The organism is Porphyromonas somerae DSM 23386 (assembly GCF_000372405.1).
In the GTDB taxonomy this organism is placed as follows: Bacteria; Bacteroidota; Bacteroidia; order Bacteroidales; family Porphyromonadaceae; genus Porphyromonas_A; species Porphyromonas_A somerae.
The window spans coordinates 1-12521 of the sequence record NZ_AQVC01000058.1; the positions used below are offsets into that span (position 1 = coordinate 1).

Consider the following 12521-nt stretch of genomic DNA (forward strand, 5'->3'; position numbering starts at 1 on the left):
ACGGGGTAATTGGTTCTGGGAATCCCCGCCACCATAGTGTCTTCATAGTGCTCTCTAGGACTATCGCTAGAGAAGGTGACCGCGGCCATACCGCCCTGAGCAAAGTAGGAATTGCTATCCTCTAAAGTGGCCGATGAGAAGAGGGCCACTCTCCTCCCCTTCGAAAGGTGGTAGGCGGTATTGAGGCCAGTAAGGCCGGCACCTATAATAATAACGTCGTAAACGTTTCTCTCCATTTTCTGGTATAGAAAAGTGATTTGATCAATTCAAACCGCAATATACCAAAAAAGCAAGACCCCCTAGGAGTTACCAAGCATCAATCAGTTAAAAAGCACCTCGGCGGTGCGGAGGATATCCCCAAAGACGCCTTGGGCGGTGACCGCAGCTCCGGCACCGGCACCACGGATCACAATGGGGAGTGAACCATAATTCTCGGTATAGATCTCAAAGCAACTATCTGCCCCTGGCACCTGAGCAAGGATATGATTGGCGGGCAACCGCTGCAAACCGCACTGCAGACGGGCTGGATGGTTACCATCGGGCATTTGGAGAGTGCCTACATACCTCACTACCTCGCCCTTCTTCACCGCTGTGAGTGCCGAAATATGGGCTTCGAAGTAGGGCAGAGCTGCCCACATCTCCTCCAGAGACGCATCTTGCAAAGAGCGAGGCACCAGATTCTCCACCTCTACCTGCTCTAAGTTAAAAGGCAGATCCAATTCGCGTGCCAGGATAAGCACCTTACGAGCCACATCCACCCCACTCAAGTCTATCCGAGGGTCGGGCTCTGTAAACCCACTTGCCACCGCCTCTTTGAGCACCTTGCCAAAGGGTTTTCCCTCACTTAAGGCATTGAAGATAAAACCAAGTGACCCACTGAATAGTCCTCTAATTGAGGTGATCTTATCGCCCGACAGGTGGAGCAATTGGAGGTAATCAATGAGCGGAAGCCCCGCCCCCACATTGGTCTCGTAGCGATAGCTCTTGTGGTAGAGCTCTAGCGTCTCCCGAAGTGCCCTGTACCCTTGGATCGGCTGTGCATTACTCACCTTATTAGAGCTAACGAGATGAAAGCCAGCCCGAACCAACTCCGTATATCGATTAGCAATCTCGGCGGAAGAGGTATTATCAATAAATATCAGATGCTGTAGCTGCTCCCGCTTTGCATAGTGAATAATCTCCCGCACACTATCCGCACTCCTTTCGGCCGTTGCTACCTCTTCACGCCACGAGGCACCGATCCCCCTCTTTGAGAAGAGAGCTCTCCGTGAATTGGCTACGGCAAAGACCACCAAGTCCACCCCTTTCCGCTGCTTCAGCTCCTCCCTTTGCGACACAATCTGATCCAGTAGGGCTCCCCCCACCGTACCGTGCCCCACCACTGCGAGGTAGACCTTGGGTACCTCATGGTGTGCCAAAAAGTGCTTCTCCCTTGTGGCTCTGTGAAAGAAGGGGGTTAGGGCTATTTTACTATAAGGTATTATTGGCTCTGTGAGCGGACGCTCACCTATCTTCGTTGCTATCATAATGTTGGTTTTCGTTATTCAATAGTATATCATGGATAATCTCTGTGAGCTGGTCATAAGCCATCAAGAAGGCATCATGCCCATGCTCCGAATGAATCGTATAAAGGGGTACCCCTAGCGTGGCGGCCGTCTCCTCTGCCTGATAGTGTGGAAAAAGCAGATCCGAATTGATGCTCACGATGCTCACTTTCTCCCTAAGGAAACGAAGCTCCTCAGCCCTCTGTGCCACAGCAATCGTGCTGGTGAGATAGGTCATCACCTGATAAGCATGCAACTGAAATCGCTCTGCCAATGCCTTGCCATGGTAGTGCAACCAATCGAGAATCTTAGGCGTACCATCACTACATTGCTCTCCAGAAAAGCGGTGGTTGAGCGACTGAGGGGTTCGGTAGCAGAGCATCCCGTGGATGCGTGCATGCTCCAGTGGCTTCGGCCCTTCAAGCAAGAGCCGCTGCACCTCGGTCTGGGCTAGGAGCCAATCACTCGCCTTATAATGGCTAGCAATCGGGATCAGCTGCTGGCACTTATCGGGGATCAAAGCACCTATCTGCCACACCAATGCTCCGCCCATACTGGCCCCTAGCACGATCTCTATCTGCTCAATCCCCAGTTGCTCCACCCCCGCTACGAATAGGCGTGCCACATCCTTCAAGTCAAAGGCATCAAAGCTGTAACAGAGCCTGCCGTCATAGCCATTGCCAGGGATATTAAAACTCAGAATAGTGTACGCTCGGGTATCAATCCCCTGCCCTTCGCCGATAAGACTTGCCCACCAGCCGGTAGGTCCAGCGACCGAAGAATTACCGGTAAGGGCGTGGCAAACCAATACGATAGGGGCAGTGCCGAGTGGGCAGCCGGCTACTTCGTAGCTCAGTACCACCTCCTCGAGCTCTACACCTCGGTGGGTGACAAAATTGGAGATAGAGAGATAGAATAGTTTCATGCTTTCTGTGCTTTATTGAGTGCGTTATCGAGGTCGGCCGTTAGGTCTTCCGCCTCCTCCAATCCTATGGAGATACGAATCAAGTCATCACTCACACCGATGCTATTTCGCTCCTCCTCCGTAAGCTGTGCATGGGTGGTGCTGGCGGGGTGGATAAGGATCGACTTAGAGTCTCCGATATTGGCGACTAGTTTGAAGAGCTCCGTCCGCTCCGCCAGTCGCTTTGCCACTTCGTACCCGCCCTTAGGGGCAAAGGTGAGCAACACGCCCGCTCCACGATGCAAGGTCTCTTTCGCCCGCTGATAAGCTTCATGGCTCTCTAATAGTGGATAGCGTACCCACTCCACCAAAGGATGGGCTTCGAGCCACTTCGCCACCTTTAGAGCACTCTCCGAGGCACGTACCGCACGGAGGGAAAGGGTCTCCAGTCCCTTGATGATCTGAGCCGAATTGTAAGGGCTGATGCAGGTGCCGATATCTCTCAGACCTACCGCACGGAGCCAACCTATCAATGCCCCCTTGCCAAAAGCGCGACTAAAGGAGAGACCGTGGTAAGAGTCATTGGGCTCTGAGAGGTCGGGGAAAAGCCCGCAACCCCAGTCGAAGTGACCGCTATCGATCACCGCACCGCCCATCGTGGTACCATTACCCGAAACTAGCTTGGTGAGGGAGAGGAACTCCACATCAGCTCCCTCTCGTAGTGGTTGGTAAAGCCCAACGGTACAGGTGTTATCCACAAATAGTGGCAAGCCAGCCTCGTGAGCTACGGCACTTAGGGCAGGCACATCGAGTAGATTGAGCCGAGGATTGCCCAGCACCTCAGCCAGCACCAGTTTGGTCTCAGGCTTTATCGCTTTACGCACCGCCTCTAGGTCTTCTACATCGACCAAAGTGGCATGGATCCCGTAGCGGGGAAGGGTACTGGTGAGGAGGTTGAAGGTACCGCCATAGAGGCTTTCACTCGCCACAATATGATCGCCACACTTGAGGAGGGAGAGTAGCGTGGTGGCGATGGCCGACTGACCGCACGAGGTGGCAACAGCCGCCACACCGCCCTCTACCGCTGCTATGCGACGCTCCAGCACATCGGTAGTAGGGTTATTGAGCCTTGTATAGATCGGCCCTTCCACCTTAAGGGCATAGACATCGGCTGCATACTGACTGTCTTTGTAGACGTAGGCGGTGTTGTCGTAGAGCGGTACTGCTACCGAACCAAACTGATTGTCACTTGGATTGTAGCCGGCATGGAGTGCCTCGGTTGCGAAATTTTTGCTTTGATTACTCATAATGCTTATTGATATCTGATTAAGTTATTAGTTGACTATTGGGTATAAAAAAACTGCTGGTACGCGTTGAATATCGTCGTACCAGCAGCCCTCTTTAGGTATATATTTCTATCTACACGGTCAGAATGGACTATCAGGATACAACGAATCGGCGAACATCATCATAGACATTCGCATCATCATATCCATCATCTGTACACTCTGGTGTATCATCTAGCTCTTATTGATAAATCCTTTAATCGTGATAGCAAAAGTAGCTATCTGCGAGCAAAGGTACACAATTATTTCATTTCACAAAACACTTCACGCAAATTTTCTCCCAAAAGCACCCGACAGGATGCTCCAGGGCAGGCGTCCGACTTGTCTGACCTGTCCGACTTGTCCGATAAAGGTACCTCCGCCACTCTTACCCGACACAGGTGGAGGAGGAAGAATGGATGAGATGCCAGGCGCTGAGGATGAGGCCGAAGGGAGCGTACTCACGTACGTGACCGAGGCCGAATTCCGAAAGCAACGCAGCAGATCGCCATTCTTACCCTCCACCTCAATCTTTCCAGAGGGTCATCATACACTCCCGGCAATTGGTGGAGACTCTGAAACGCTCTTTACCCCGCACTAGGTAGAGGGGCAGGGCGAAGGGCGGACGCTTCCCCTCACGTGTGCAGTAACCCACCTGGTGCAGAAGGCAATGGCGGGTAAACATCACCGGAATAGGTCCCTCTGGTACCGCCACCTCCAAAGCAGGTGCAATGGTACCAGTGACGCCCAACTGTCGGTAGAGTTGCTCTGCCTTTTTATTCGCCACATTGTAGGTAAAGTCGAGGCTCTCGGGCAATCCCCATTCACTCGCCTGGTGCTGGGTTGAGAGGAAGGTAGCCCGTCGCTCCGCCAGTGCCCGCCCCTGCTCCTCACGCTCACGCAGAAAAGCAGCGTGGCACGCCTCTTGCAACTGCTGGATCACCTCCCGACGTAGCTCCGTCGCTACCGATGGTGGGAGATAAAGCCCCTCCAATTGCAAAGCAATCTCCTCCGCCACATAGGGCGTCTCCCCTAGCTTCGCAAGGGTATTGCGGAGGTGCTGACTATTCTCTTTCTTCGCAGGCTCCAATGGGAGTAGTCGCTCCACCCTAACCGATATCTCAGGTCGTTCCAAAAGGGTAGCAGAGAGCTGTACCCCTTCGCTACTGCATTGGCAGTCGAGACGGATGCCCACCTTTCGCACCGAGGCATCGGGTCGCTGCAGCACTTGATCGAACTGATGGTGGAGGTTGCGGTAGACCGTTGCCCCCGAAGCGATCGCAAGTGGACTAGAGAGTTTCAGCCGGTAGCGACCCTTTCCCACTGGTGTCACCTGATTAATAAAGGCACCGGCCGTCTCCTTTTCATCGCTAGAGACTAGCAAGAGACCATCGCCATTGGAGAGCTCGGTCTCCTTTGCCTCCACTTTGATCACAATCTCCTTACCCCTACACTCCAATAATTGGCCAATCCGTTCGCCCACACTCTTATTGGTAAAAGGGGTGATGCTATCCACAGGAATCGGCCGATGAAGTGGGGTATTGTAGCTCGTGAAACGACGGGAAAAAGTCCGCTCGGGATGCGGAGTAAACTGCCGCTCCACCCTACCCCACGAGGCACGGTGATACACCTCACTACGACGAGAGATAATAGCATTTAGCTGCTCCCGATAATGGGCCGTCACGTTGCGGACATAATCAATCCCCTTGAGCCGCCCCTCGATCTTGAGCGATGAGACCCCTCCATCCAGCATCTCCTCTAGGATCTCGGTACGGTTGAGATCCTTCAGCGAAAGGAGGTACTGACTCTCCAAGAGACGATGCCCCTCGGCATCCTCTAGGTCGTAACTCATACGGCAATACTGGGCACACGCACCTCTATTGGCACTTCGGCCTCGGCACGCCTCGGAGATGAAGCAACGACCGCTATAGGAGACGCAAAGGGCACCATGGATAAAACTCTCCACCCGAATGCTCAGCCCCTCCAGAAGCTTAGGCAGCTCGGCACTACTCAATTCGCGTGCCAGCACCACCTGCTCCATGCCCAACGCCTCCATCAATGCCAATTGGCCATGGCTCGCATTGTGGCACTGCGTACTAGAGTGGAGCGGAATGGGCGGCATGCCCTCCGCCATCAGCAAACCCATATCCTGCACGATCAAAGCATCGGCCCCCACCCGATAGAGCTCCCCCGCCAAAGCCACAGCCTCCTCCAATTGGTCATCAGTGAGAATGGTATTTAGTGCCACATAGACCTTCGCCCCCACCGAATGTGCCTCATAGCAAAGCGAGCCGATATCCTCAAGGGATACCCCCGCACTGCTACGAGCCCCAAACTTGGGTGCCCCAATATAAACCGCATCTGCCCCAGCAGAGAGCGCCACCCGACCTCCCTCTAGAGATGAGGCCGGCGACAGTAATTCAATAGCCCTTGTCATACCACAAAGATACCCATTTTGAATCGGTTGCACGAAGGTGTTCAGCACCCCTCCAGGGGTTACGCATTAGAAGTTAATGACCCTATAAAATAGGAGGAAGCAGTGGCTCAAAAAGCCCATTTATAACGAACTGATATTCAACACCATATAAAAGCAAAAATTGAGTTGCAACTAAGCGATCGGCGAGTTGCAACAAAGCAAATGCCGAGTTGCAACAAAGCAAATGCTTAGTTGCAACTAAACTTTTGACCACTTAGCTGTTGTTTTTTTTAGGTTGTTGTACGAAGGCTATCTGCCCCCTTTTTTGTGGTATGGATTTGTCCTTGGAGGTTAGTTATGCACTCCGTGCAACAGCCTCCTTATCCATAGATGCCCCAATTAATACCACTCACAAGACTATTCTAATGCGGTAACCCCTGAGCACCCCTCAATTCCACAGGATGAGGTTTTATCTGAGATAATAGGTAAGTATATGGAAAGCTATAAAAATAATGTCCAAGCAGTTTTATTTATGCTCTTATTTAGTTCAGTTATTTCATTCAAGAGACTTTCAAAGCTTGGTGTCTCTTCGTAAATCATATCTCGAGACATGGCAATGTAATCTGATCTCCACTCATCAAGAACTGCTTTCGGTGGTACAATAGATAACGTCTGTGGAGCAAGTGTTAGGTAGTCAAAACCTTTTAGTCCTATAAACATACCACGATGCTGCACTATTTAGGCGTATAACGTTGGATCACTTAAAGCTCTTGTGGCGATTTCTGTCTTAGAAATCTTGTAGACATCGTATAGGTGTCTACTCATTCTTTCGGATCTGATTGAGGAAAACTCCTTCTTTGCGAACTCTTCGTGTAGCAGACAAAGTTTCTCTATAAATGTTCGTTCAGGACTGACAGCTAAGACCTTAAACTCCTTTTGCACAAATAGTGTATTAGGCATATACTGCTCAATCCACGAATTAGTCGTTACACTTTCTAAAGGCTCTGACATAGAGCGTCCGCTTACTTCTATTTTAACAACAGGTTTGAGATAATCAGTCTCCTCGAAAAAAAGTGACTCATAGGCAACCTCTATCACCTCAGGATCTGTAGTGGAAATAGAGGTGACATTGACAGTTACTTCAAAAAGCGAGGGGTCAATTGATAGACTTGCTAACGCTTTCTCCAAATCAGCCTTTAGCTTTTCTCTTGTAAAAGAGCATGAGGCTCTTCTTAGCTTGTCACTTATCTGTGTTTTAGAGAGCTGACCGGCAAACCCTAAATACTCACGATTAATAGCAATATCAATATCTTCAGAAAAGCGTTTAATCAGATTCCAACATTTACTTAGCGAAGTACCACCCTTGAAAGAGAGCTGATCTGCATAGTGTAAGGAAAATAGAGCTCGAAGTACCATCGTTACCCACCAGTCTTTCTCTATTACACTAAGAGGGATATCACCAATTCGTGGCCTGACAATTTCCAGTACTTCTCTTTGCTCCTCTTTTGATAAGTCTGTAAATATCATTGTTCTCTCAGTCTGTTTAGTTCATCTTGTATCCATTGTGGAGCCAAGTGGATGTCCTTTTGGTACTCCTCCTCTGAAATTGAGCGGAGGTGTTTTTTTAGAATGCTCTTATGCTCCTCCGTTAGATTACCTTGCCCAATCTCTCTTAAGGCAAAAACAAGCATACGTACCAACTCTGAAGTGTATGCAAAATTGTTCATGTCATTAGACCTTTTCAATTGAATGCCCCGACCCTTTCCCAGCTTTATTGTTCGTGGTGATCCATTGGTGACATACACTACATTCATTGGGATTTGAGTCGAAAGACCCAATTTATTTAGGACATAAGCACCAGAGGGTATAAGGGTGAGCTTGTCCCTTTCTTCAATTATCCTAGCCACCTCCTCAATAGAAGGATAAATGATACCTGTCCCCCACTTGACATCCATCTTAGGATAATAATAGAGCCCTTGAGCCAGCCTCACAAGATAACCCTCCTTGGTCATGCGACTAAGCACCTGTCTTATAGCGGTACTATCGCCATAAGATGCAAACTGATTAGGGTAAAGTATCGACCCTTCACCAGAATGAATAACAGCCTCTTTGATAAGCTGGTGTGTACTTTTTAATTGCTTTCCCATGTCACAAATATAGCTCATATTTGTGACGCAACAAAATATTAGGCTACCCTTCTCTCTCCCCCAAACAAAAAATAGGTTGTGCAGGAATACCCACACAACCTATATCTATTTATATCGTAAGCTCTACTTGGTGAGCCAGCGGTAGGCGTTGGTGAACATGGTGAACCATGGGGTCACTTCGTCCGAACGCTCCTCGGGGTAGTAGCCGCACTGCCATGGGAAGATGCTTCGCTCGGGGTGTGGCATCATCGCCAAATGACGGCCATCGGCACTTGAGAGTGCAGCGATGCCAGCTGGAGAACCATTGGGATTGGCAGGATACTCCTCATAAGCATACTGAGCTGCGATATGGTACTTCGATAGGTCGTAAGACAGGTCGAAGCGACCCTCGCCGTGTGCCACCCAGCAACCCATTGTGGTACCCGCCAGTGAGTGGAGGAATACCGAGTTATTCTCTGGGATCGTCAGTGACACAAAGGCACTCTCAAACTTACCAGAAGCATTGTGTGCCATACGGTGCTTCTCCTCGTGCTCAGGATAGAGCAGCCCCAGCTCCGCCATCAACTGACAACCATTGCAGATACCGAGCGAAAGCGTATCCTTACGGGCATAGAAGCGGTCGAGTGCTTGGCGAGCCTTAGCATTGTACTTGAAGCCAGCCGCCCATCCCTTGGCACTGCCCAATACATCGGAGTGCGAGAATCCACCGCAGAAGACGATCAATTGCACCCCCTCCAGCGTCTCACGCCCACTCATCAGGTCGGTCATGTGCACATCCTTCACATCAAAACCAGCAAGATAGAGGGCATAAGCCATCTCACGCTCGCCATTCGTTCCCTTATCACGGATAATGGCAGCTGTCACCCCACTCCGCTTCTCCTCACGCTTTGGACGGACAAATGAGAGCCCTTCTGCAAAGTGATACTTCAGAGGTTGGCGACCACGGTTTTTTGCCCTAAATGCCGCATTCTCAGGAGTAGTCTGATGCTTCTCCAAAGCATCGGTGGCCACACTCCAGCGGTCGAGCAGATCCTGCATATCCAGCTCCAGGTCGAGGTCCTGACTCTTAATCACCAGCGTAGGCGTCTCGGTAGTCGTTGCCACTGGCAAATAGCATACTCCCTCACCATCCAGATAGCGCTCCAACGCCTCCGACTGAGTAGTAAAGAGCAATAGACCTGGATTCTCCGCAAAGAGTGCCTTGGCGATTGGTCTATTCGGTGCCTCCACCCTCAGACCGCCACGAGCATTGCCTAGCATCATCTCCACCAGTGCGGTAATCACACCACCCGCCGAGATATCGTGCACCGCCTGCACCAGTCCGTGTGCCATAGCCCCTTGGATGGCCTCAAAGCCCTTCACAAAATAGTCGGGATTGGCAATATCTGGCACCTCAGCTCCCACCTTACCGAGCGTCTGATAAAGGGCAGAGCCACCTAGGCAACCAGGCATAAAGGAGAGATCCACTTGGTAAATCGTCCCCTTGCCATTCCACACCTGTGGTACAATCTTCTGCACATCCGACACCTCACCAGCGGCAGAGACAATCAGCGTCCCTGGCGAAAGCACCTTGTGCCCACCAGGATACTTCTGCGTCATCGAGAGCGAATCCTTACCGGTAGGGATATTGACCCCAATCGCCTTGGCAAAGTCACTCGCCGCCTCCACAGCTGCATAAAGGCGAGCATTCTCACCATCATTGCGGCAAGGCCACATCCAGTTGGCCGAGAGCGATACCGACTTCAACCCCTCCTTGAGTGGAGCACCGATCAGATTGGTCAGTGCCTCCGCGATCGCTACACGCGAACCGGCTGGAGCATCCACCAATGCCACCTGAGGAGCGTGACCAATCGACGTAGCAATACCTGCCCTACCCTCATAATCGAGTGCCACAGCACCGAGGTCAGAGAGCGGTAGCTGCAGTGGTCCAGCAGTCTGTTGGCGTGCCACCTTGCCCGTTACCGAGCGGTCCACCTTATTGGTGAGCCAATCCTTATTGCCTACCGCCTCTAGCGACAGTACATTGTAGAGGTTTTCCACAAAGCGGTCGGCTGAAAGCTCCTCTTCCCGTGGCTCACTAAAGCTTTGCTCGCGCGTGGTATCGGTCATAATCGTCTTAGGAGCCGAACCAAAGAGATGCTCCAGCTTCAGATCAAAAGGCTTTGACCCATCCTCAGCAATAAAGGATAGCTCCTTATCGCCCGTCGCCTCACCCACCACATAAAATGGTGCCTTCTCACGCTCCGCAATACGCCGTAGTCCCTCAATATCGCCCGACTTCACCAGTAGTCCCATACGCTCCTGGCTCTCATTGGAGATGATCTCCTTAGCCGAAAGAGATGGGTCGCCGATAGGCAACTTATCGAGGTAGATTCTACCCCCCTCCGTCTCCACCAACTCGCTCAGACAGTTGAGGTGACCCCCCGCTCCATGGTCGTGGATCGAGACAATCGGATTGATATCTCCCTCCGCCATTGCCCTAATCACATTGGCAGCACGCTTCTGCATCTCAGGGTTGGAGCGCTGAATAGCATTCAGTTCAATCGCATCTTCGTACTGACCCGTATTGACCGAGGAGACCGCTCCTCCGCCCATACCGATGCGGTAGTTATCACCCCCCATCACCACCATCTTATCGCCTGCCGAGGCCTCTCCCTTCAGGGCATCACGCTCCTGAGCATAGCCCACGCCACCAGCCAGCATGATCACCTTGTCGTAGCCCCAGAGCTCCTCACCCTCCTGATGCTCAAAGGTGAGCACCGAACCGGTGATCAAAGGCTGACCATACTTATTACCAAAGTCACTCGCCCCATTGCTCGCCTTGGTGAGCAACTCCTGAGGCGTCTGATAGAGCCAAGGACGGGCTGAGATACCCTCCTCCCATCGCTTTTGGCTCTCGCGAGTGTAAGGGGTCATGTAGACCGCCGTGCCTGCCAAGGGCAAGCTCGCCTTACCCCCTGCCAAACGGTCGCGAATCTCTCCACCCGAGCCAGTCGCCGCACCATTGAAAGGCTCCACAGTGGTAGGGAAGTTGTGGGTCTCCGCCTTGAGCGAAAGCACCGACTTCACTTTTTTGGTACGGAAAAAGTCGGGACCAGCCGCATCACGAGGGGCAAAGATCTCCACCTCCGGACCGCTATTGAAAGCCACATTATCCTTGTAAGCCGAAACCAGATTATTGGGGTGCTCCTTGGAGGTCTCTTTGATCATCTGGAAGAGCGAACGCCCTTTCTCCTCGCCATCAATCACAAAGGTACCACCAAAGATCTTGTGCCGACAGTGCTCCGAATTGACCTGCGAAAAACCAAAGAGCTCGCTATCGGTCAAAGGCCTACCCAGCTCCTTTGCCACCCCCTCCAGGTACGCCACTTCCTCCTCACTCAGTGCCAAGCCCTCCGCCTCATTGTAGGATCGGATATCCTGCACCTCAATCACCTGCTCAGGGCTATCGGCACCTCTAAAGATGTTGGTGCCCAGCCCCTCATACTTCCGAAGAAGCATCCTATCAAAAGGGGTATCGGCAGTGGCGGGTGTATAAAACTCAATGCGGTCAATCCCTAGGCGATAGCCTAAGTCCATATTCTGAGTAATCTCCACCGCCGTGGTACTCCAAGGGGTCACCATCTCCGCCCTAGGCCCCACATAGTAGCCAGTAAGCGTATCCACAGGTACCTCCTTTGCGTCGCCAAATAACCACGACAAAGCCGCCGCGTCCGCACCCTCAATCGGCTGCGTGTGCCGCACTGCATAGACCAAGCCATCACTCCCTTGATAATAGGTCACTCTCTTCATCTCTCTGCTCTCTATATAATAAGGTGTATACTTCCGAATAGTACCACAAATTTACCCAAAATATACCAAACCCTCCCTATCCCCTCCCGCCCCTCAATTCCGCAGGCTGAGTTTTTATTGCTTTAGTCGGGTACTTATTGATTGTTTTTTCTTGTGTCCCGACTTTTTTAGCAGACTAAAGGCTTTATGTAGAGGTCTGCGTATTCTCTATTTATCTCTTTATGATGTATTCATTGCGTTGTTTTGTGTAAATCCTACGTCTTTTGGCACTCCTATTGCCATCTTAAGATGCCATTGTCTTAAAGTGGTCATGTGCTTGTCTTGCCTGTCTATCAGCCTTCTCCTACCCATCGCACATCTGTTCTACATACCATCGCTGTAAAGCTGTTGCCC

Annotated in this window: 9 protein-coding genes; all 9 read right to left on the reverse strand. The window is 51.4% G+C overall.

Annotated elements, in window-relative coordinates:
• The coding region (locus tag A3GK_RS10800) for an FAD-dependent oxidoreductase (protein ID WP_040576131.1) at nucleotides 1-236 on the reverse strand (236 nt) is incomplete at its 3' end.
• An 84-nt stretch (nucleotides 237-320) separates the two neighbouring features.
• Entirely contained in the window at nucleotides 321-1526 is a 1206-nt protein-coding gene (locus A3GK_RS10805) for a homoserine dehydrogenase family protein (RefSeq protein WP_018029193.1), read from the reverse strand.
• The gene (locus A3GK_RS0109370; RefSeq protein WP_018029194.1) at nucleotides 1504-2469 is read right to left on the reverse strand and encodes an alpha/beta fold hydrolase; all 966 of its coding nucleotides are present in this window, start codon (nucleotides 2467-2469) and stop codon (nucleotides 1504-1506) included. The genes A3GK_RS10805 and A3GK_RS0109370 overlap by 23 nt, the downstream gene beginning before the upstream one ends.
• A complete protein-coding gene (locus A3GK_RS0109375; RefSeq protein WP_018029195.1) occupies nucleotides 2466-3755 on the reverse strand; it encodes an O-acetylhomoserine aminocarboxypropyltransferase/cysteine synthase family protein in 1290 nt (429 codons plus the stop codon). Before A3GK_RS0109375 ends, A3GK_RS0109370 begins: the two co-directional genes overlap by 4 nt.
• A 544-nt stretch (nucleotides 3756-4299) precedes the next feature.
• Complete coding sequence (locus A3GK_RS0109380) at nucleotides 4300-6210, reverse strand: peptidase U32 family protein (RefSeq protein WP_018029196.1); 1911 nt, start codon at nucleotides 6208-6210, stop codon at nucleotides 4300-4302.
• A gap of 480 nt (nucleotides 6211-6690) precedes the next feature.
• A complete protein-coding gene (locus A3GK_RS11780; protein WP_018029197.1) occupies nucleotides 6691-6909 on the reverse strand; it encodes a hypothetical protein in 219 nt (72 codons plus the stop codon).
• Between the two features lie 18 nt (nucleotides 6910-6927).
• On the reverse strand, nucleotides 6928-7716 hold the full coding sequence (locus A3GK_RS10810) for a nucleotidyl transferase AbiEii/AbiGii toxin family protein (RefSeq protein WP_018029198.1): 789 nt from the start codon (nucleotides 7714-7716) through the stop codon (nucleotides 6928-6930).
• Complete coding sequence (locus tag A3GK_RS0109390; protein ID WP_018029199.1) at nucleotides 7713-8354, reverse strand: DUF6088 family protein; 642 nt, start codon at nucleotides 8352-8354, stop codon at nucleotides 7713-7715. The genes A3GK_RS10810 and A3GK_RS0109390 overlap by 4 nt, the downstream gene beginning before the upstream one ends.
• Before the next feature lie 105 nt (nucleotides 8355-8459).
• A complete protein-coding gene (gene purL, locus A3GK_RS0109395) occupies nucleotides 8460-12128 on the reverse strand; it encodes a phosphoribosylformylglycinamidine synthase (protein ID WP_018029200.1) in 3669 nt (1222 codons plus the stop codon).
• Nucleotides 12129-12521: the final 393 nt, after the last annotated feature.

Excerpts from the sequence above, each read along its gene's own strand:
- A3GK_RS10810 (WP_018029198.1), bottom strand. The coding sequence starts at position 7,716 with ATGATATTTACAGACTTATCAAAAGAGGAGCAAAGAGAAGTACTGGAA.
- A3GK_RS11780 (WP_018029197.1), bottom strand. The coding sequence starts at position 6,909 with ATGTTTATAGGACTAAAAGGTTTTGACTACCTAACACTTGCTCCACAG.
- A3GK_RS10805 (WP_018029193.1), bottom strand. The coding sequence starts at position 1,526 with ATGATAGCAACGAAGATAGGTGAGCGTCCGCTCACAGAGCCAATAATA.
- A3GK_RS0109370 (WP_018029194.1), bottom strand. The coding sequence starts at position 2,469 with ATGAAACTATTCTATCTCTCTATCTCCAATTTTGTCACCCACCGAGGT.
- A3GK_RS0109380 (WP_018029196.1), bottom strand. The coding sequence starts at position 6,210 with ATGACAAGGGCTATTGAATTACTGTCGCCGGCCTCATCTCTAGAGGGA.
- A3GK_RS0109390 (WP_018029199.1), bottom strand. The coding sequence starts at position 8,354 with ATGAGCTATATTTGTGACATGGGAAAGCAATTAAAAAGTACACACCAG.
- A3GK_RS0109375 (WP_018029195.1), bottom strand. The coding sequence starts at position 3,755 with ATGAGTAATCAAAGCAAAAATTTCGCAACCGAGGCACTCCATGCCGGC.
- purL (WP_018029200.1), bottom strand. The coding sequence starts at position 12,128 with ATGAAGAGAGTGACCTATTATCAAGGGAGTGATGGCTTGGTCTATGCA.